Raw genomic sequence first — 19,288 nt, 5'->3', positions numbered from 1 at the left:
TGTATTAATAACGAGCAGCTTCTTTACGTGCGTCTTCAATCATATCCTGATCGGCCATAATTCCAAATTCAACGCGACGGTTTTTAGCTTGTCCTTCTTTAGTATCGTTAGTTGCAATTGGATCTGCTTCGCCCATACCTTGTGCGCTAATTCTTTTTACACCAATTCCTTTAGAGCCTAAATACGATTTAACAGCATTTGCACGGCTACGTGATAACTTCATGTTGTATTCGTCTTTACCAACACTATCAGTATAACCATAAATAACAATATAAGTTCTTGGGTTTTGTTTAAATACTTTAGCAATTTTATCTAAGTTTGAAGTAGCTGTTTGAGTTAATTCAGCCGAATCAAAATTAAAATTAACAGTATTTTCATTCAAAACAACTTTAATACCTTCACCAACACGTTCTACTTGTGCGCCTGGTAAAGCTGTTTCAATTTCTTGTGCTTGCTTATCCATGTTTTTACCAACAATTGCACCAGCAGTACCCCCAATTACACCGCCTAATACTGCACCTAAAGCACTATTATTTTTACTACCTACATTATTACCTAAAACACCACCTAAAACTGCACCAGCTGTAGCACCAACTACCGCCGCTTTTTGTGTATTACTTGCGTTTTTAACAGAAGTACATGATGTAAATAATGTACCAGCTAATAATGTAGCCGATAATGCATATGCGCTTACTTTTTTCATAACTTATTATTTTTTATTTATTATTTTTTTCAAAAGTGTATATAATTTTAGCTTCGGTTGATTCATCTACCAATTCAAAATTTGTATCACTTACGTTGTTTGTTTTTAAATTATAACCTGTTGTAACGTGTTTTGCTTTATCATCGCCAACAAATTTTAAGTTAAATGTTCCATCTTGTTTAATATTCCAAACAATTTTAGAATTGTATTGCGGACATTTTGTTGCGTTATTATTTAAAGTAACCGTACCTGTGTTATTGTTTGATACAAATTTCCATTGACTACCTTCAAAACATTTTGCATCGGCAATTTGAAAAGATGTTACTTTATACTGCGATGAATAATTTACATTAGTTAATGTCCACTCACCTTTTAATTTTATTTGAGTTGAAACATCGTTTTTAGTGTTAGAAGCCGTTTTACATGAAAACATTGCTAACGATAAAATTCCTATTGCTAAGACCTTTTTCATATTTATAATATTTTATAATTTCAAAATTAACAAATTTTGTGCCTTAACATAATTTTTAACACGCTTTTTTATGTCTTTTTGTCATATTTTTTACTATTGGTATTTATTTTGAACATCAATAGGCACAAATTAATCTAAAATTAATACAAAATAATATGACTTCAGGTAAAATAAATGTAACGGTTGAAAATATTTTTCCGTTAATAAAAAAGTTCTTGTACAGTGATCACGAAATTTTTTTACGTGAATTAATAAGTAATGCTACCGATGCAACACTTAAACTTAAACATTTAACTGCCATTGGGGAAGCAGCTGTAGAAATTGGAAACCCTAAAATTGAGGTTAAAATTGATAAAGAAAACAAAAAGCTACATATTATTGACCAAGGTATTGGTATGACTGCCGATGAGGTTGAAAAATACATTAATCAGGTAGCTTTTTCAGGTGCTGAAGAATTTTTAGAAAAATACAAAGATTCTGCAAAAGACACCGGTATTATTGGTCACTTTGGTTTGGGTTTTTACTCGGCTTTCATGGTTGCACATAAGGTTGAAATCATTACTAAATCGTTTAAAAACGAACCAGCTGTGCACTGGACTTGCGATGGTTCGCCTGAATTCACTTTAAAACCAGCTGATAAATCAGAGCACGGTACCGAAATAATTTTACATATTGCCGATGATTCAACCGAATTTTTAGAAGATTTTAAAATTAGTGAGCTTTTAACCAAGTACAACAAATTTATGCCAGTACCTATTAAATTTGGTACAAAAAAAGAAAAAGAAGGCGAAAATGAAATTGAAGTTGACAATATAGTTAACAACCCTAACCCTGCTTGGACAAAAAAACCAAGCGAATTAACAGACGAGGATTACAAAAACTTTTATCGCGAATTGTATCCAATGCAGTTTGATGATCCTTTGTTTCACATTCATTTAAATGTAGATCATCCATTTAATTTAACAGGAATTTTATACTTCCCTAAATTAACAGGCGATTTAAGCATTCAAAAAGATAAAATTCAACTGTATCAAAACCAAGTTTTTGTAACCGATAATGTAGAAGGTATTGTACCTGAATTTTTAACTATGTTAAAAGGTGTTATTGATTCGCCAGACATTCCTTTAAACGTTTCGCGTTCGTATTTACAAGCCGACGGTAATGTTAAAAAAATTGCGAACTACATTACTCGTAAAGTTGCCGACAAACTTAAATCGTTATTTAACGAAGATCGTAAATCTTTTGAAGAAAAATGGAACGATATTAAAATTGTGCTAGAATACGGTATGCTTAGCGAAGTGAAATTTTACGAAAAAGCTAAAGATTTTGCACTTTACCCAACGGTTGATGAACAATTTTTCACGTTTGAAGAATTAAAAGAAAAAATTAAAAGCAATCAAACCAATAAAGAAGGTAAAATTGTTGTTTTATACGCTTCAAACAAAGAAAATCAACACAGTTATATTGCAAATGCAAAAGCAAAAGGATACGAAGTGTTATTATTAGATTCTCCAATAGTATCGCATTTAATTCAAAAGTTAGAAATGGATAATACCGATTTTACTTTTGCACGTGTTGATGCCGATTCTATTGAAAATTTAATTAAGAAAGATGATGAAATTATTTCTAAATTAAACGAAACAGAAGTTTTACAATTAAAAGAATTCATTGAAAATACAATTGCTAATAAAAATTACAGCATACAAACCGAAGCATTAGATAGCAATGCGGAACCTTTTATAATAACGCAGCCAGAATTTATGCGAAGAATGAAAGAAATGCAAGCTATGGGCGGCAATTCTATGTTTGGAAATTTCCCAGACACGTATAATGTAATTGTTAATACAAATTCAGAAATTGCAGGAAAAATTTTAAACGAAACAAATGAAACAGTTAAAACTGGTTTAGTAAAACAAGCGTTAGATTTAGCAAAATTAGCGCAAGGTTTATTAAAAGGCGAAGAATTAACCGCATTTGTAAAACGCAATTTTGAAAGCATTACTGCTACCAAAAACTAATTGGTAGTAATCTTAACAAAAAAGCGGGTATGATTAAAAATCATACCCGCTTTTTTTATGCTAAAAAAACTATATAATGCTACCTAAAAAATTATCATTTTCCATTGTACGCCAAACCTCAACATTGCTAATATACTTATCTTTATAAGGCAAGCTTCTGCAATTTAATTGAATTTTAGACACTTTGTTTATATCAACTAAAAAGTGATTATCTTCCCAAAAATAGCAGTACAAAGCGGGTTGGTTTTTATGAATCGATGTGAATTTTCCAAACACTTTTTTACGATTTTTAACCTCTTCTTTTTTCAAAACTTCAAAGTCAATTTTTTCAAAATACGTTCTAATAACAATTAGCTTATTTTCACTATCATTCGCTATTTTTTTATACGATTGTAAGTAAAAATCGGTAGTTAATTTACCGTTTACATATTTTGAAGCGATATCAAAATTAAAACTATAAAGTTGTTCTTTATTATTTGAATTTCTATGATCGAAATCTTTTGCTAAAAGTAAAATTTGATTTATTCCATTGTAAAAATTATACGAAACCAACAGTTCGTAATAATTAATTTTTTTACCATCTTTATAGTAAAACCTTGGAAAAACCTGATCTATTGTACCTGTTATAATCATTAACTTATTTTCTAACTTTAATTTTAGAATTATCTACAAAGATAACTATTCTTACCTATTGTTTAAGTAAACTTTGTTACCTTTTTAAGCTTTGTATTTTTTACAAAAAAAATGAAGCACCAAAAATGATGCTTCAAAGGTTTATAAAGGTAGATAGGTTGTTATTTTTCTGGGCGTAATTTATCGCTAAATGTAATTTTATAAGGCTTATCTTCATTAATATTGCCTTTTAAAACGTAGATAAATTTATGTTTTGATGCTTTTTCTGGTTTTATATAAATTGTTTTTTTTGTTGCAGTATCATAAATACTAGTCATTTCGGTGCTTACAATACGCATATTTTTTGCTAAACCGGTTTGTTTGTTCGTAAAAACCATTCCTTTAAACAACACATTATCGTTGTTTTTAACTACCACTTCTTCACCAGTAAATCCTTGTGTAAAAAACAAAATTGCATAATCTTTAGTTGTTGCATCGTACATTTCTAAAAATTTATTTTGTGTGGTTTCGGTTACCGATCTAAAATCATTTCTAACCTGTTCGGTGTAATAAATTGGTTCACTAGCTTTTTTTACCACTTCCTTTTTTTCGGGAACAGTAATTGCAGTTGTTTTTTTGGCAGATTTACATGCACTTAAACCAATAAAACAACACATTAAAAGCAAAATTTTATATTTCATAGTTAATTTATATCTTAAGGTAGTTGGTTTCACTATCTTTGCATAATACAAATTTTAAAGCATAAACCATTCCAAAAATTGTTAGCAAACTGTTTTTGTAGGTATTTACTTATTTTTTTAAACTAAAAATCCACAATTTGTGGAAACGTATTGTAGAAATATATGCACAATTTTGATGTTATTATTGTTGGTGGTGGTGCCTCAGGGTTTTTTACAGCGATAAATATTGCCGAACAAAAACCTAATTTGCGCATTGCTATTTTAGAACGCGGCAAAGAAGTGTTAGCAAAAGTAAAAATTTCGGGTGGTGGGCGTTGTAATGTTACGCATGCTTGCTTTATACCTAATGTACTTACTAAATTTTACCCAAGAGGCGAAAAGGAACTAAAAGGCCCATTTAACACATTTTGTACAGGCGATGTAATGCAATGGTTTGCCGATCGTAACGTTGCTTTAAAAATTGAAGATGATGGAAGGGTTTTTCCTGAAAGTAACAATTCGCAAACCATTATTGATTGTTTTTTAAATGAAGCAAATACTTTTAACATAAAAGTTATTAAACAAACTATTGTTCAGCAAATAACAACCATTAATGAAGAGTGGCAAATTGAAACATCAAAAGAAAAATACAAAACAAAACACTTGGTAATGGCAACTGGTAGTAATACCAAAATTTGGGATTTACTAAAAACTTTAAATCATACTATTATAACCCCAGTTCCATCGCTATTTACTTTTAATATAAAAGACGATAGAATTAACCATTTAATGGGTGTAACTACCGAAATGGTATCGTTAAAAATAAAAAACAGCAACTTAAAAGCAACCGGTCCATTATTAATAACACATTGGGGTTTAAGTGGTCCTGCTGTTTTAAAACTTTCGGCTTGGGGTGCACGCGAACTTTTTGATAAAAGCTACCAATTTCAATTACTTGTAAATTGGACAAACGATTATGTTTTTGATGAAGTTTTAGAAGAATTAACTCTAAATAAGCAAAATCACCCTAAAAAAACCGTTTATAAACAAGCTTTATACGGTTTAACCAATCGTTTATGGCAACAATTAGTACTTGCAGCTGGTATTAATGAAACCATGATTTGGGCCGATGTTCCAAAAAAGTTATTAGTAAAATTAACCGAACAACTAACACAAACCGAATTTTACGTTAACGGAAAAAGTACTTTTAAAGATGAATTTGTTACTGCCGGTGGTATTAATTTAAAAGAAGTGAATTTTAAAACAATGGAAAGCAAATTGTTCAATAATTTGTATTTTACCGGCGAAATTTTAAATATTGATGCCATTACGGGTGGCTTTAATTTCCAAAACGCTTGGACAACTGCTTATTTAGCAGCCAATGCCCTTGCAACTAAATTTTAAATTATGAATGCATTACATACTTTTAAAACTATAAATTACACAAAATTAACCAATTCTGGTACTTTTACTTTTGCAGCACCAAGCAACATTGCTTTAGTAAAATATTGGGGTAAAAAGCAAAATCAAATTCCTGCAAACCCTTCCTTAAGTTTTACTTTAAAAAACTGTAAAACCATAACCAAACTACAATACCAACCAAAAGCAGAAAAAAACATTTCGTTTGATTTATTGTTTGAAGGGCAAGTAAAAGAATCGTTCCGACCAAAAATTCAAAAATATTTTGAACGCATTCAAGACTTATGTCCGTACATTTTAGATTATCATTTTAAAATTGATACTCAAAATACATTTCCACATAGTTCAGGTATTGCATCATCCGCATCGGGTATGGCAGCACTTTCGGCAACTATAATTGCTTTAGAAAAATTAGTAAATCCTAACCAAACCGAAGCATTTTATTTACAAAAAGCTTCGTTATTGGCACGTTTAGGTTCAGGTAGTGCTTGCAGAAGTATTAAAGGTAATATTGTAGTTTGGGGCGAAACCGACAGTATAGAAAATAGTTCGGATTTGTTTGGAGTAACGTTTCCGTACGAAGTAAATAACATTTTTAACAACTATCAAGATACTATTTTATTAGTTGATAAAGGTGAAAAACAAGTATCTAGTACTGTTGGACACGACTTAATGCATAACCACCCTTTTGCTGAACGCCGTTTTAAACAAGCACACGAAAATATTCAGCAATTAAAGGATATTTTAAAAACAGGCAATTTAACCGAATTTATTGCATTAGTAGAAAGCGAAGCCTTAACGCTACACGCCATGATGATGACATCGAAGCCTTATTTTATATTAATGAAACCTAACACGTTAGAAATTATTAACGAAATATGGAAATTTAGAGAATCGACCAAAATTCCTGTTTGTTTTACTTTAGATGCAGGTGCAAATGTGCATGTTTTGTATCCAGAAAAATATAAAATATCGGTTACCGAATTCATAACCAACACATTAGCCAAACATTGTCAAAACAACCAATTTATTCATGATGAAATGGGTAATGGTGCAGAAAACGTATCTTAAAAATGCTTGAACAAAACTGTACACACTGCCACAAACCTTTACAATGCAAGGCCGATGATATTGCTAATTGCGATTGCCAAAAAGTAGAATTACTAGATGAAACGGTTGCATTTTTGTACGAAAAAACACAACATGATTGTTTGTGTAACAGTTGCTTGAAAAAGTTTGACGATTTAACTAAATTTTCATTACAAAATAAATTTCCTAAAAAACCTAACGAGCTTATAGAAGGTGTTCATTTTTATATGGAAAACGGTTATTTTGTGTTTACCGAATTGTATCATTACTTAAAAGGACGCTGTTGCAAAAACGGATGCAGGCATTGCGTTTATGGCATTCATAAATAAAACAAAAAAACACCCATTTTATTTATTTTTTTGTATTTTTAAACAAAAAACACAATGTTTTCAAACGCTTGTAAATATGCCTTACGCGCGGTTATTTTTATATCGAATAAATCATTAGCAAAAGAACGCGTTGGTTTTAAAGAAGTAGCTAAAGAAATAAACGCACCAGAACCTTTTACAGCAAAAATTCTTCAAAAATTAGCTAAAGAAGGTATTATAAATTCTACCAAAGGAGTAAACGGTGGGTTTGATATTCCCATAGAAAAAATTACAACAATAAAACTATCCGAAATTGTAAAACTAATTGATGGTGATGCCATTTACAAGGAATGTGCACTTGGTTTACCCGAATGTTCTGAAAAACAACCTTGCCCTTTACATCACAAATTCAAAATTATACGTGCAGAATTAATTCAAATGTTAGAAGAAACATCGGTAATTAAAATCGCAGAAGATATTACAAAAGGAAAATCGTTTTTAAAACTATAACTTAAAATCCAAAAATCATGCATGAATTACACCTTTTGCTAATACTTCATTTAATAGGTGCTACCATTTGGGTTGGTGGTCATATTGTTTTATTGGTAAATATTTTACCACAAGTTTGGAAATTTAAAAACACAGACATTCTGTTTAATTTTGAACAAAAATATGAAAAATTAGGCATGCCAGCCTTGGCAGTTATGGTTATAACAGGCGTAAGAATGGCATACCTTTACAATATTAAATTAGCAAATTGGTTTCAGTTTACAAGTCCAATAGAAAAAGTTATTTCTACAAAATTGTGCTGTTTATTTGTTATACTTATTTTGGCATTAAGTGCGCAGTTTTTTGTTTTACCAAAATTAAAAACCAACATTAAATACTTACCTTTAATGAGTTTTCATATGATAACCGTTACTCTAATTAGTATTACCATGTTGGTACTAGGTAGCTTTATTAGATATGGTGGATTGAACTAATTTATTTATTTTTTGGTAGAAAAAATAGTAGGATTTATACTTAACATTAGCCAAGCCCATTGGTTGCTTGTATCTTTAGCACCACGAAATTGTTCAAAACTTTCAGATGCAAAAAATTGCGAATACCCCCCTGAAATTTTAAAATCTTTTTGAACTTGATATACCGCTGTAATATCAATCTCGGTACCTAAATATTTTTCTTCATCCATATTATTTACTATTGGTTTATCGGCATAAAAAATGTGTGGAACTATTTCTATACTAAATTTATCATTCTGCCATTTTCCGTTTACATAAAAATCGTTTAAACCAACAGAATTTTGAAAATTACCGTTGTTAAAATAATCCATGGTTCCATTAAAGATATGATTTGTTCCATATAATGGTGCAAACGAACGGTTTACTTTACCTTTATTTTGCGATGTACCCGATAAATATTCAAAACCTACACTACTTATAAATTTGTCGGTTATTTGATATTTAAAATCGGCTGAAGCATAATATGCCTCTTTTTTCTGATCGTTTAATTTACCAGTTTGTGCATATAAGCCCGAACTTAACATCCATTTTTTAGATTGATATTTTAAAAAAGTACCCCAAGTTTGGTGGTAATTGGTTTGTAGTTTTTTTGAAGCATCTTCAAACTCATAACCAGTATTTAAAAACAATAAACTGGTAGCAACTTTGTATTTATTGGTATTGAACCATGCAAATTGCATGTTTTTATAATTGTTTGCTGTATAAGGCTTTTTTTCTAAACTTTCGGTTGTTGCATTTAGTGCAAAACCTGTATGTAAATTAAAATTTGTTCCTTTAAAAGTTAGTAAAGCAGCATCGTGATTTAACCCTTGCTGCGCCCAATCTAACGTTCCTAAGATGCGCTGATTGTCGTAACTTAAAACTTGTCTACCCAATTTCAAGGCAGTATTTTCGTTAAATTTATATTTTGTCCACGCCTGAAAAACAGTCATTATTGATTTGTTATTTGCAGCGGCCAAATCGTTTTCGCCCCAAACACCGTTGTTTTGCATACTTAAATACACTTGCCAAACATCGTTTTCAAAATTTAAATTTAAACGTGTTCTTTGCGATACAAACGATGCGGCTTTTTGATTATCTGGTAAAAAAGTTTTGAAACCATTTCGGTATTCATAACGCGGACGAAATTGAACTGAAGCATCAAATTGTTGCGCATGTATAAACTGAGTGGTAATTCCAAACAGAAAAATCCACCCTATTTTAAAAGATTTCATTGTAAAATATTTAATTGGTTATTGAAAGTTGTTTTTTAATTTCGGCTATTGTAGGTGCATAATCAATACCAAGGCCTTCTTGTTGATAAGTTAATTCGCCTTGTGTATTAAATACACTAATAATATTAGAATGTGAAAAATCAATTGGTGAAATTTTCTTGTAATTTACTGCCAAAGTAGCGGCAAATTCGCGAGTATTCTCTTCGGTTGAACGTAAAAAAACCCACTGGTCACCATCCATTTTATTCTCTTTTGCAAATGCTTTTAAACGTTCGGGGGTATCGGTTTCAGGATCGATGCTTACTAAAACGTATTTTACACTTTTACCATCAACTGGTTTAACTTGTTGTTCAATATGGCGCATATCGGCAACTAAACGCGGACAAGCAGATTTACATGTAGTGTAAATCATTACCATTACCAAAACATTTCCTTTTAAATCTTTTAATTCTAATTGATGATTGTTTTGATTGGTCCATTTTGAAGGAAGATTATATATTGACATGTCGGAAATTTTACTGTTTTTTTCAGACACATCAGATTTTAAATCAGTTGCTTTATCATTTTTGCAACTTGTAAATAATGCAAAAGTAAGTACAGTTGCTAGCAGGAATTTTTTCATGATTTTTATATTTATTTTGCACAACGAAAACCTAAATTTTTTGTAGTGAAATTTGCTTTTAAACTGCCTCTAAATCCATAGCGCATAAATGCGGCATAATCCATTAAATCGGATGCGTTTAAAGACCCACTTCCACAAAAAAGATTTGTATCATTGCCTTTATCTTTTCTGCTTTCGCCTGTTAAAAAAATAGAATTGTAATCGGACACCCATTCCCAAACCAAACCATGCATATCATAAACACCCCAATAGTTTTTAAAAGTGCTGCCAACTGTTTTTTTATAGGTGTTTGGAGTTTCGTACCAATTTAAAATGTATTGATTATAAGCTTTTTTAGCGCGAGCATCTTTAATTTTAGCATCGGCCATTGCTACATATTCCCATTCGTCCATTGTAGGCAAGCGTTTACCTTGGCATTCACAGTATTTTTTTGCTGCAAACCACGAAACATTTGTTGCTGGTGCATTCGGGTTTAAATCGCCATAATCAAGATCCGATTTCCAATGTGAAAGATAACTTTTTGCTGCAAAAATTCCTTTAATTTTAGAACGACGATAAGAAGGGTTTTCTTTAAGAAATTTTAAAAACTGTTGATTGGTTACAGGATATTTATCTAATGAAAATACGGTAACATTCACAGGTATTTTATCGGCTGAACCATACAACGGCACATAGTTTCCGCTTTTTATTTGCACCATATCTTGCGAAAAAACCGAGTTTATTAAAGCTACATTTAAAACAAAAAAAAGAAATTTGTACATAATTTGTTTTTTAAATTTAGCAGCAAAGGATAACGTATTCTTTGCTGCTACTTTTTTTATTATCTTCTACTTTTCACCATAGCTGGTGTTACAACTGTTTTGTTATTGTTCCAATTGCTGTAAATGTATGATAGTACATCTGCAACTTCTTGATCGGTTAAGTTTTGGCTAGGCATTACTGAATTGTATTTTTTACCATTTACAGTAACTTCACCACTTAAGCCTTTAATAACTACATCAATTGCTTTATTCACGTCTTTATTTAAATAATCTGATTTTGCTAGAGGAGGGAAAACATTTGGTATACCTTGACCTTCATTTTGGTGACATGCAAAACAAGTACGTCCGTAAATTACTTTTCCATCTGCAATAGATTGTGAAGCTGTTTTAGCAACAACTGGTGCATTACTTTTAGCAACTTTAGGCATGTTTTGAATTGTACCACCTTCTGGCAAGTAAATACCTTCTTGTTTTTTACCTGAATAAATTTTAAGATTTTTTTCGCCTTCAACATTAAGCATACCTAAAGCACCTTTGTTAAATGCCCTGAAAATAGAGTGATCTACTAAAACCAAAGTTCCTGGCACTTCAACTTTAAAATCTACAATTGCAGCACCACCTGCAGGTATCAAAGTTGTTTGTATGTTGTTATTTATTAAGCTACCACCTTCTACGTAAACTTTATCGAAAATTTCGCCAATAACATGGAATGATGAAACTAAATTTGGTCCACCGTTACCAACAAACAAACGAACGGTTTCGCCAACTTTAGCTTTTAAAGCGTTATCGTTCACTAAACCACCAACCGATCCGTTAAAAACCACATAATCAGGTTGTTCTTTAATTGCTTTACCCATACTAAATGGTTGATTACCAGCTTCACCATAATTACCTTCGGTGTAAAAATCGCCTTGCATTACATAGTATTCTTTATCAACTGGTGGTAATCCGCCTTCAGGTTCAACCAAAATTAAACCGTACATTCCATTTGCAATGTGCATACCTACAGGTGCTGTAGCACAGTGGTAAACATATAAACCTGGATTTAAGGTTTTAAATGAAAAAGTAACTTCGTGACCTGGCGCAACTAATGATGAAGCTGCCCCACCACCTGGACCAGTAACCGCATGTAAATCAATATTATGTGGCAATTTGTTATCGGGGTGATTTTTTAAGGTAAATTCCACTTCATCGCCCACACGGGTACGAATAAAACTTCCGGGAACAGTTCCGCCAAATGTCCAGTACATGTACTTAACACCGTTAACCATTTCACCTTCTTTTTCAACAATTTCAAGTTCTACTTTTAGCTTAGCAGCATCGCGATTGCCAATTGGCTTTGGAACAAAAGGAGGCGAAGTTAATTCGGCCTTAATTTCACCTTTGGCTACAATATCTGCCGCATTTGCAGATTTTTCGCTTTCCTTTTTACACGAAACAACTGTAAATATGCTTAATGCCAGCAAAACGATACTAACCTTACTTTTAAGTGTTAAAGTTTTTGATTTCATAACTTATAAGAATTAAATTTGAAGTAAATATAAAAGACTAAATAGTCTTTTTTTATGATGAATATCAGTTTTATAAAAAAAATATCTTATTTATTTTGAACAACCATTTTTTAACTAGAAATTTAAAAAATGAAAATTATTTTACTGATTTAGATATAATTACAAACAAAAATCAAACATGAAACCACAAGTAAACATTGACATACTTATTGCCTATGGTGCATTTTTTAAAACCTACGAAAAGGGAGATTTGCTATTTAATGAAGGTGACGAAGCTAAATTTTATTTTCAAATAATAAATGGAAGTATAAAAATGTTTAATACAAACGACGATGGTAAAGAATTTACGCAAGGTTATTTTTCTGAAGGACAAAGTTTTGGCGAACCGCCTTTATTTATAAATGAAAGATATCCATCATCGGCAATGATTTTTCATACAACAGAATTAGTAAAACTGAAAAAAGAAAAATTTTTAAAACTTTTAGAAGATTATCCTGAAATTGGCAAAGAGTTTTTAGTTTTAATGGCTAAGAGAATTCATCATAAAGCATCTACTTCAAAGGACATTATTAACCAAAAAGCAGAATTTAGAATACAAGCCTTTTTAGATTCTTACAAAAAAACAAAAACTAAAGAATATATTGATTTAACACGACAAGAAATTGCCAATTTTACGGGTTTACGAGTAGAAACAGTGATAAGAGCATTGGGTAAAATGAAAAGGGAACAAATTGTAGAAATTAAAAACCAAAAACTATATTATTAAAAAAAGACCGAAAATGAATTCCGGTCTTTTTAATTGCATTTAAAAAAATGAAATTATTCAGCAATAATAACGCCTTTCATCATAGCATAATGCCCTGGAAAAGAACATAAAAAGTCATATTTTCCAGCTTCGGTAATAGTAAATTCCACAGTTGTAGATTCACCTCCACCAATTAAATCTGTTTTAGCTAAAACATCAGCTTCAGAACCTGCTGGCACAAAACCGTTATCTTTAGCTTCAGCAGCTTTAGTAGCAAAAGCAGCCATATCAACACCTTTATTTAACAACACAAAGTTGTGTCCCATAACTTCTTTAGCCATTTTACCAGTATGCTTTAAAGTTAACGAAATGGTTTTACCTACCGGAACTTTAATTTCTGTTTGGTTAAACTGCATTTGGTCGTTACTTTCTAATTCTACTGTAAAGGCATCAGCAGTTGGTGCTTGTACCTCTTCTGTAGCAGGTGCTACTTCTGCAGGTGTTTCAGCAGGTGTTTCTTTTTTATTACATGCAACTGCACTAATTACTAATGATAATAACGCTAAATGTTTTACAATTTTTTTCATAATTAAATTGAATATTTGATAATTGAATTTATTCTGTGTAAAAGTACTTGTATTTTAAATAGTTACTTTATGATTTTAGTCATAAGTAAAAATATTTTATTTAAAATATCTTTGCCTTAATAAAAAAAGTAAGAATGACTAAAAATGATATTTTAAACAGTAATGATATTAAAATATTAGTAGATAGGTTTTACGAAAAAGTACAAAAAGATACAACTTTAGGTTATTTATTTAACAATGTTGCACAAACCAATTGGCAAGTTCATTTACCTAAAATGTATGCTTTTTGGGAAGTAATTTTATTTGGAACAGGATCGTTTAAAGGAAATCCCATGATGGTTCATAAAGAATTACATAACAAAAGCCCACTAACAGAAAAGCATTTTAATCATTGGTTTGCTATTTTTAGCGAAACTGTAGATGAACTTTTTGAAGGTGAAAATGCTGAAAACATTAAATATAGCGCATCAAATATTGCAAGTAATTTAATGTATAAAGTTATTCATACCTAACTTTAATAAAACTTAATAAATTAAGCATCTTTATAAAACACTTATTTATATTCTAGTGTATTTTTAATACACTTATTTGCAATTTTTATTTAAAATTGATTTTTTTCTAAAAACAAAAAAGGTAATAATTTAAAAATTATTACCTTTTTTAATAAACAAATAACTAACTATAAAATTAAAAAACAACAATTTTTGAAAACTATTTGTTATTTATCATTTAAAAAACATTAAACCACTGCAAATTCAGTTTCTAATTTAAGTGCCTTTTTAAACAAAATATTATTTTCAATATGAATATGGGTATGTAAATCGTTTTCAAAATCTTGCAACATTTGGTAAGTAACTTTATAGGTATTACATCCGTCGGCAGGCACTTGGTAATTATTAGTTAAAGCAGCAATTTTTTCAAAACGTTCGCCCTCGGCTACGTGTTCGTGCTTCATCATTTCAATTGGATTTTCAACGGTACCAAAATGTGGCATTTGCAAAGCAATATTTTTCCGTTTAGCTTCAACCATTTTTTTAACAAACGGAAAAAGTATTAATTCTTCTTTTTTCATGTGTGCAGCTAAATCTTGAGCTGAACAATTGAATAATTCACTTATTTCATACAGTTCGGGATGTTTACCCCCATGAACAGAACATAATTTTTCTAAAAAAATTTGAATAGTTTCGGTTTTTTCGTTCACGTACGTGTGGTGGATTTTTTCAACATAATCGACTAATAAATCCAAAGGCCAATTAGTATAATCAGCATTATTATTGTTTTCTAATAAAGCAACTTCTAAATCGTTAACTAGCTGCGATGCATTTATTTGTTTAGATTCAATAACATCGCCTAATACTAAATTTCCTTTACAACAAAAATCAATACCGTATTTTTTAAAAACAGCTGCTGTTTTAAAATTTTTAGTAACGATATCGCCAATAGCGTATGTATATAAATTTTCCATAATATAATTTTAAAAAATATTTAAGCAACACTTATTTTTTAAGCGTTTAAAACTTTTATAAAGGTAGAAGCTTTAAAACAAAGCACTTATGACCTTAATCATACTACTTAAAAAGCTAGAATATTTGATTAAAAACTTGCAGTATTTAATTAAAAAATAGCTACATTTGTTTTACTAATTGAAGTAATTATGAAGGGTCCGTTGTTTTACTCTAAAATTTTATTATTTGGTGAATATGGAATCATTAAAGATTCTAAAGGTTTAGCCATTCCCTATAATTTTTATAACGGAGCATTAAAAATTGATGAAAATCCGAACGAAATTGCTCAAAAATCAAACAAAAGTTTAAAAACTTTTGCAACGTATTTAAACGAACTGATGCTAAACGAACCTGATTTAGTACAATTTGATTTAAATGCTTTAAATAAAGATGTTGATGCAGGTATGTACTTTGATTCTAGCATACCACAAGGTTATGGTGTGGGTAGCAGCGGCGCTTTAGTTGCAGCTATTTACGATAAATATGCAACCAATAAAATTACAGTTTTAGAAAATTTAAATAGAGAAAAACTACTTATTTTAAAGAAGATTTTTGGTAGAATGGAATCGTTTTTTCATGGAACATCTTCAGGTTTAGACCCATTAAACAGTTATTTAAGTTTACCTATTTTAATTAATTCAAAAGATCATATTGAACCAACGGGAATTCCCTTACAAAAAGAAGCTGGTAAAGGAGCTGTTTTTTTAATTGATTCTGAAATGGTTGGCGAAACTGCACCAATGGTAAACATTTTTATGGACAACCTTAAAAATGAAGGCTTTAGAAACATGATGAAGTTGCAATTTACGAAATACACCAATTTATGTGTTGAAAATTTCTTAAAAGGCGATTTTAAAACCTTGTATCAAAACACTAAAGAAATTTCCAAAATAGCTTTAAACCACTTTAAACCAATGATTCCTGAAAAATTTCACAATGTGTGGCAACAAGGAATTGATAGTAACGATTATTATTTAAAACTTTGTGGTTCTGGCGGTGGTGGATATATATTAGGTTTTGCCCCTGATTTTGAAAAAGCTAAAAATGCATTAAAAGATTACAAATTAGAATTGGTTTACAGATTTTAAAATGATATTAACACGAAATCTTAAAAGAACACTTATTAAATTTTTTAGTTTTTTTTCGGTTGTTCGTGGTTACAACATAGCTGTTGTAGTGTTGGCACAATACTTATCAGCAATATTTATATTTGGCTCTCAATCGAGGGCCATTCATGTTTTAACAGACGGCAATTTGTTTTTAATTATTTTTAGTAGTTCGCTGGCAATTGCATCGGGTTATATTATTAATAATTTTTACGATACTGAAAAAGATTTAATTAACCGTCCGTTCAAATCGTTAATAGATAAAAAACTTAGCAAAGAAACTCAATTTAAACTTTATTTTTCGCTAAATTTTTTAAGCGTTGCCTTGGCTTGGTTGGTTTCATGGCGCGCTGCATTTTTTTACGCAGTTTACATTTTTTTGTTGTGGTTTTACTCTCACAAGCTAAAAAAGTACCCCATTATTGGAAACATTACAGCATCGATATTAGTTTTAATACCTTTTTTTGGAATATTAATGCATTTTCAAAACTTTAGTTGGGGAATTTTCGCTCACGGATTTTACCTTTACCTAATATTATTTATTCGTGAATTGGTAAAAGATTTAGAAAATTTGAAAGGCGATTTTGTAAATAATTACCAAACATTACCAGTTCGTTTTGGAAGTGTAACTACCAAATACTTAATAAGTTTTTTAGTAGTTTTTACACTTTTACCAATGTACGCTTTAATAAACTACTACAAAGTAGGTTACATGCAGTATTATTTTTATGTAAGTAGTGGTTTGTTGGTTGCATTTTTAATATTTCTTTATCAAGCAAATACACAAATTGAGTATAAAAAACTGCACATACTTTTAAAATTAATCATACTTTTAGGAGTACTTTCAATTGTTTTAATTGATCCAAAAGTAATTATTAACGGAAAAAATTTAGTGGTACCTTATTTGTAAAATGGGAATTCAATAAAATTAAATACCCATTTTTTTAAAACAACTGGAATATATTTTTTTTATGCTATTTTTTTCTTCTTGTTCACAAATAACTAAAGCCTTTTTAATTAATTCGATATTGTGTTTTGTTTGTAGTTTTAAGATTTCGCATAAGGCAAATGCTACACTCCAGCGTACAACAGTTCCAGCATGACTGCTATTGTTAAGTAAATTTCCAATTGCTTTTGTAAGATTTTCAGGATACAAAAATGCAATATTTCCAATAACTTTCGCACTCTCCCATTTTAATCTTGGTACTTTTTCAGTTAATGAAACACAAGCAAAATCAAACAAATCTTTTGTTGCAATTTCAGGATTTTGCTTGGTTGCAAATTCAGCAGCTTCCATACAAGTTGCTTTAATAGAATCCTTATTATTTTCTGCAAAACCAATTAACTCATCTATAAGTAACGATTCGCTTAAAAGCCAATTCCCAATTATAATTGTTTTTTCCTTTGGTTTATAATCTTTGCTATTAAAAAAAGCTTCTATTGTCATTCGTCAATTTTGTAGCACTGTTTGTATTAGTAGTAATTACATTAGGTTTAGGCTTTACACGTACAAAAAAGAAAAATAAGCATGTAAAAAACCATCCCGCCCAAAATAAATATCCGCCTGCATGAAATTGGCCGTTCATATATTTATGATTTGTAGCAGTAAAATCGTAAAAAGTATAAATTAAACCCAACAAACCTAAAATAATTAAAACTAAATTTACTATGCTAAAATTTTTAAAAGTTGTAACACGTTTTACGATCCACAGAATTGCAATTAACAACAATTCTAAGCTAAATACAGCTGCAAAACCTTTGTACCAATGCTTTAAAAAACCATATTCGGTATAAACTGTTGACACACCTACCTTTCCGATAAGTGACATTTTTGAAAGCAAAATTCCTGCTACTAAACTAATAATGGCCTGAATTAACACAAGTATAACCCATTTATTTCTCATAACTTATTTACAATTTAAATCTTATGGTAAAGATGCTAAATATTCTTGTATCTTTGTAAAAATTTTTCTAAAATGAATACGCAAGGCGCTAATAACGGCAATAAAAATAATAAAAAACCTTCTTTTTCTAAAAAGGGTTCTTCAAATAAATTTAAAAAAGGAGGAAGTTCATCGGGTTCAAAATTTGAAAAACCGTTTAAGAAAGACGATAAACCGTTTAAGAAATTTACAACGAATAAGCCTGCAAAAGCAACAAAACCAGCTGCTTTAAAAGACGACACCATTCGTTTAAATAAATACATTTCAAATTCGGGCGTTTGTTCACGTCGTGATGCGGATTTATACATTCAATCTGGAAATGTAACCGTAAACGGCGAAGTTGTTACCGAAATGGGTTACAAAGTACAACCAAATGACAAAGTGATTTTTGATGGTGTTTTATTAAATCCTGAGAAAAAAGTGTACGTTTTATTGAATAAACCTAAAGGTTTTTCTACATCTGACGATGAAAACGTATCAAGTGCCTACGATTTAGTTCGCAATGCTTCTACATCAATTTTAAAACCAGTTGGTAGAATGGATAAAAGTACCGTTGGTTTACTATTGTACACAAACGATAATGAATTAATTCAAAAATTCACTAATGCAGCTCAACATTCATCTAAATTATACCAAGTAACTTTAGATAAAAACCTAAAATTTGAAGATTTAGAAAAAATACAAACAGGCGTTTATATAAACGAACACAAAGTTTGGGTTGAAGAAATTTCGTATGTTGAAAATCAACCAAAAAGCGAAGTGGGTATTAAAGTAAAAACATCAAACGTAAAAGTAGTACGCGCCGTGTTTGAAAAATTAGGCTACAACGTAATAAAATTAGACCGCGTTATGTATGCCGGCTTAACAAAATGGGGCATTGCGCGCGGACAATGGCGTTTTCTTACCGAACAAGAAATCATTAATCTTAAAAATTTAAAATAGTTAAAAAAGCATTAAACTTTATTTCTTTA

General features: G+C 30.4%; 23 protein-coding genes. 11 read left to right on the top strand and 12 right to left on the bottom strand.

All coding sequences use genetic code 11. The annotated features are described in order from the left end of the window. Nucleotides 1-4: 4 nt before the first annotated feature. Nucleotides 5-703: an OmpA family protein gene (locus P3875_RS00180; RefSeq protein ID WP_303444246.1), complete on the bottom strand. Its 699-nt coding sequence runs from the start codon at nt 701-703 to the stop codon at nt 5-7. Between the two features lie 13 nt (nt 704-716). Next, nucleotides 717-1,175, bottom strand: coding sequence for a lipocalin family protein (locus P3875_RS00175; protein ID WP_303444245.1), 459 nt, complete (start codon nt 1,173-1,175; stop codon nt 717-719). 155 nt (nt 1,176-1,330) lie between these two features. Here P3875_RS00175 and htpG point away from each other — a divergent pair, with 155 nt between their 5' ends. Next, nucleotides 1,331-3,193, top strand: a complete 1,863-nt coding sequence (gene htpG / locus P3875_RS00170; protein ID WP_303444244.1) for a molecular chaperone HtpG — start codon at nt 1,331-1,333, stop codon at nt 3,191-3,193. Between the two features lie 69 nt (nt 3,194-3,262). Here htpG and P3875_RS00165 read toward each other — a convergent pair whose 3' ends face one another. Both P3875_RS00165 and P3875_RS00160 read right to left on the bottom strand, forming a co-directional pair. Next, the gene (locus P3875_RS00165) at nt 3,263-3,826 is read right to left on the bottom strand and encodes a hypothetical protein (protein ID WP_303444243.1); all 564 of its coding nucleotides are present in this window, start codon (nt 3,824-3,826) and stop codon (nt 3,263-3,265) included. Between the two features lie 161 nt (nt 3,827-3,987). Next, nucleotides 3,988-4,506, bottom strand: coding sequence for a hypothetical protein (locus P3875_RS00160; RefSeq protein ID WP_303444242.1), 519 nt, complete (start codon nt 4,504-4,506; stop codon nt 3,988-3,990). Nucleotides 4,507-4,668: 162 nt separating this feature from the next. Between P3875_RS00160 and P3875_RS00155 the strand changes: the two genes are divergently transcribed. From P3875_RS00155 to P3875_RS00135, 5 genes are read left to right on the top strand one after another with little or no spacing between them, the layout of a single operon-like run. Next, nucleotides 4,669-5,889, top strand: a complete 1,221-nt coding sequence (locus tag P3875_RS00155; protein WP_303444241.1) for an NAD(P)/FAD-dependent oxidoreductase — start codon at nt 4,669-4,671, stop codon at nt 5,887-5,889. Nucleotides 5,890-5,892: 3 nt separating this feature from the next. Beyond that, nucleotides 5,893-6,975 carry a diphosphomevalonate/mevalonate 3,5-bisphosphate decarboxylase family protein gene (locus P3875_RS00150; RefSeq protein ID WP_303444240.1) on the top strand — a complete coding sequence of 361 codons (1,083 nt, stop codon included), beginning with the start codon at nt 5,893-5,895 and terminating at the stop codon, nt 6,973-6,975. 2 nt (nt 6,976-6,977) lie between these two features. Continuing rightward, nucleotides 6,978-7,322: a cysteine-rich CWC family protein gene (locus tag P3875_RS00145; protein ID WP_303444239.1), complete on the top strand. Its 345-nt coding sequence runs from the start codon at nt 6,978-6,980 to the stop codon at nt 7,320-7,322. Nucleotides 7,323-7,376: 54 nt separating this feature from the next. Further along, nucleotides 7,377-7,811, top strand: a complete 435-nt coding sequence (locus P3875_RS00140; RefSeq protein ID WP_303444238.1) for an RrF2 family transcriptional regulator — start codon at nt 7,377-7,379, stop codon at nt 7,809-7,811. 17 nt (nt 7,812-7,828) lie between these two features. After that, a complete protein-coding gene (locus P3875_RS00135; RefSeq protein WP_303444237.1) occupies nt 7,829-8,284 on the top strand; it encodes a CopD family protein in 456 nt (151 codons plus the stop codon). 5 nt (nt 8,285-8,289) lie between these two features. Here P3875_RS00135 and P3875_RS00130 read toward each other — a convergent pair whose 3' ends face one another. From P3875_RS00130 to nirK, 4 genes are all read right to left on the bottom strand, one after another. Continuing rightward, nucleotides 8,290-9,537, bottom strand: coding sequence for a hypothetical protein (locus tag P3875_RS00130; RefSeq protein WP_303444236.1), 1,248 nt, complete (start codon nt 9,535-9,537; stop codon nt 8,290-8,292). A 10-nt stretch (nt 9,538-9,547) separates the two neighbouring features. After that, nucleotides 9,548-10,159, bottom strand: a complete 612-nt coding sequence (locus P3875_RS00125) for an SCO family protein (protein ID WP_303444235.1) — start codon at nt 10,157-10,159, stop codon at nt 9,548-9,550. An 11-nt stretch (nt 10,160-10,170) separates the two neighbouring features. Next, nucleotides 10,171-10,857 (bottom strand): formylglycine-generating enzyme family protein, encoded by a 687-nt coding sequence (locus P3875_RS00120; RefSeq protein WP_442930329.1) that lies wholly within the window; start codon nt 10,855-10,857, stop codon nt 10,171-10,173. Between the two features lie 122 nt (nt 10,858-10,979). Continuing rightward, entirely contained in the window at nt 10,980-12,431 is a 1,452-nt protein-coding gene (gene nirK / locus P3875_RS00115; protein ID WP_303444233.1) for a copper-containing nitrite reductase, read from the bottom strand. Between the two features lie 178 nt (nt 12,432-12,609). Between nirK and P3875_RS00110 the strand changes: the two genes are divergently transcribed. After that, nucleotides 12,610-13,197, top strand: a complete 588-nt coding sequence (locus tag P3875_RS00110) for a Crp/Fnr family transcriptional regulator (protein WP_303444232.1) — start codon at nt 12,610-12,612, stop codon at nt 13,195-13,197. 53 nt (nt 13,198-13,250) lie between these two features. Here the strand turns inward: P3875_RS00110 and azu are convergent, their stop codons facing one another. Then, nucleotides 13,251-13,763 carry an azurin gene (azu, locus tag P3875_RS00105; RefSeq protein WP_303444231.1) on the bottom strand — a complete coding sequence of 171 codons (513 nt, stop codon included), beginning with the start codon at nt 13,761-13,763 and terminating at the stop codon, nt 13,251-13,253. A 134-nt stretch (nt 13,764-13,897) separates the two neighbouring features. On the opposite strand from azu, the gene P3875_RS00100 reads away from it, so the two are divergent. Further along, nucleotides 13,898-14,275 carry a group III truncated hemoglobin gene (locus P3875_RS00100; RefSeq protein WP_303444230.1) on the top strand — a complete coding sequence of 126 codons (378 nt, stop codon included), beginning with the start codon at nt 13,898-13,900 and terminating at the stop codon, nt 14,273-14,275. A 227-nt stretch (nt 14,276-14,502) separates the two neighbouring features. Here the strand turns inward: P3875_RS00100 and ric are convergent, their stop codons facing one another. Continuing rightward, on the bottom strand, nt 14,503-15,228 hold the full coding sequence (ric, locus tag P3875_RS00095) for an iron-sulfur cluster repair di-iron protein (protein WP_303444229.1): 726 nt from the start codon (nt 15,226-15,228) through the stop codon (nt 14,503-14,505). A 189-nt stretch (nt 15,229-15,417) separates the two neighbouring features. Here ric and P3875_RS00090 point away from each other — a divergent pair, with 189 nt between their 5' ends. Both P3875_RS00090 and P3875_RS00085 read left to right on the top strand, forming a co-directional pair. Continuing rightward, on the top strand, nt 15,418-16,356 hold the full coding sequence (locus tag P3875_RS00090) for a mevalonate kinase family protein (protein ID WP_303444228.1): 939 nt from the start codon (nt 15,418-15,420) through the stop codon (nt 16,354-16,356). 4 nt (nt 16,357-16,360) lie between these two features. Then, nucleotides 16,361-17,284: a geranylgeranylglycerol-phosphate geranylgeranyltransferase gene (locus P3875_RS00085; RefSeq protein WP_303445447.1), complete on the top strand. Its 924-nt coding sequence runs from the start codon at nt 16,361-16,363 to the stop codon at nt 17,282-17,284. A gap of 18 nt (nt 17,285-17,302) precedes the next feature. Here the strand turns inward: P3875_RS00085 and P3875_RS00080 are convergent, their stop codons facing one another. Both P3875_RS00080 and P3875_RS00075 read right to left on the bottom strand, forming a co-directional pair. Continuing rightward, entirely contained in the window at nt 17,303-17,821 is a 519-nt protein-coding gene (locus P3875_RS00080; RefSeq protein ID WP_303444227.1) for a hypothetical protein, read from the bottom strand. Continuing rightward, complete coding sequence (locus P3875_RS00075) at nt 17,799-18,278, bottom strand: hypothetical protein (protein ID WP_303444226.1); 480 nt, start codon at nt 18,276-18,278, stop codon at nt 17,799-17,801. Before P3875_RS00075 ends, P3875_RS00080 begins: the two co-directional genes overlap by 23 nt. 72 nt (nt 18,279-18,350) lie before the next feature. Between P3875_RS00075 and P3875_RS00070 the strand changes: the two genes are divergently transcribed. Further along, complete coding sequence (locus P3875_RS00070) at nt 18,351-19,259, top strand: pseudouridine synthase (RefSeq protein WP_303444225.1); 909 nt, start codon at nt 18,351-18,353, stop codon at nt 19,257-19,259. The last annotated feature ends 29 nt before the right edge of the window (nt 19,260-19,288 follow it).

It is taken from the genome of Myroides sp. JBRI-B21084 (assembly GCF_030545015.1).
Taxonomy (GTDB): domain Bacteria; phylum Bacteroidota; class Bacteroidia; order Flavobacteriales; family Flavobacteriaceae; genus Flavobacterium.
The sequence above is the reverse complement of the archived record's forward strand: the minus strand, read 5'-3'. Positions and strand labels throughout refer to the sequence as shown.

Excerpts from the sequence above, each read along its gene's own strand:
- P3875_RS00180 (WP_303444246.1), bottom strand. The coding sequence starts at position 703 with ATGAAAAAAGTAAGCGCATATGCATTATCGGCTACATTATTAGCTGGT.
- P3875_RS00175 (WP_303444245.1), bottom strand. The coding sequence starts at position 1,175 with ATGAAAAAGGTCTTAGCAATAGGAATTTTATCGTTAGCAATGTTTTCA.
- htpG (WP_303444244.1), top strand. The coding sequence starts at position 1,331 with ATGACTTCAGGTAAAATAAATGTAACGGTTGAAAATATTTTTCCGTTA.
- P3875_RS00165 (WP_303444243.1), bottom strand. The coding sequence starts at position 3,826 with ATGATTATAACAGGTACAATAGATCAGGTTTTTCCAAGGTTTTACTAT.
- P3875_RS00160 (WP_303444242.1), bottom strand. The coding sequence starts at position 4,506 with ATGAAATATAAAATTTTGCTTTTAATGTGTTGTTTTATTGGTTTAAGT.
- P3875_RS00155 (WP_303444241.1), top strand. The coding sequence starts at position 4,669 with ATGCACAATTTTGATGTTATTATTGTTGGTGGTGGTGCCTCAGGGTTT.
- P3875_RS00150 (WP_303444240.1), top strand. The coding sequence starts at position 5,893 with ATGAATGCATTACATACTTTTAAAACTATAAATTACACAAAATTAACC.
- P3875_RS00145 (WP_303444239.1), top strand. The coding sequence starts at position 6,978 with ATGCTTGAACAAAACTGTACACACTGCCACAAACCTTTACAATGCAAG.
- P3875_RS00140 (WP_303444238.1), top strand. The coding sequence starts at position 7,377 with ATGTTTTCAAACGCTTGTAAATATGCCTTACGCGCGGTTATTTTTATA.
- P3875_RS00135 (WP_303444237.1), top strand. The coding sequence starts at position 7,829 with ATGCATGAATTACACCTTTTGCTAATACTTCATTTAATAGGTGCTACC.
- P3875_RS00130 (WP_303444236.1), bottom strand. The coding sequence starts at position 9,537 with ATGAAATCTTTTAAAATAGGGTGGATTTTTCTGTTTGGAATTACCACT.
- P3875_RS00125 (WP_303444235.1), bottom strand. The coding sequence starts at position 10,159 with ATGAAAAAATTCCTGCTAGCAACTGTACTTACTTTTGCATTATTTACA.
- P3875_RS00120 (WP_442930329.1), bottom strand. The coding sequence starts at position 10,857 with ATGGTGCAAATAAAAAGCGGAAACTATGTGCCGTTGTATGGTTCAGCC.
- nirK (WP_303444233.1), bottom strand. The coding sequence starts at position 12,431 with ATGAAATCAAAAACTTTAACACTTAAAAGTAAGGTTAGTATCGTTTTG.
- P3875_RS00110 (WP_303444232.1), top strand. The coding sequence starts at position 12,610 with ATGAAACCACAAGTAAACATTGACATACTTATTGCCTATGGTGCATTT.
- azu (WP_303444231.1), bottom strand. The coding sequence starts at position 13,763 with ATGAAAAAAATTGTAAAACATTTAGCGTTATTATCATTAGTAATTAGT.
- P3875_RS00100 (WP_303444230.1), top strand. The coding sequence starts at position 13,898 with ATGACTAAAAATGATATTTTAAACAGTAATGATATTAAAATATTAGTA.
- ric (WP_303444229.1), bottom strand. The coding sequence starts at position 15,228 with ATGGAAAATTTATATACATACGCTATTGGCGATATCGTTACTAAAAAT.
- P3875_RS00090 (WP_303444228.1), top strand. The coding sequence starts at position 15,418 with ATGAAGGGTCCGTTGTTTTACTCTAAAATTTTATTATTTGGTGAATAT.
- P3875_RS00080 (WP_303444227.1), bottom strand. The coding sequence starts at position 17,821 with ATGACAATAGAAGCTTTTTTTAATAGCAAAGATTATAAACCAAAGGAA.
- P3875_RS00075 (WP_303444226.1), bottom strand. The coding sequence starts at position 18,278 with ATGAGAAATAAATGGGTTATACTTGTGTTAATTCAGGCCATTATTAGT.
- P3875_RS00070 (WP_303444225.1), top strand. The coding sequence starts at position 18,351 with ATGAATACGCAAGGCGCTAATAACGGCAATAAAAATAATAAAAAACCT.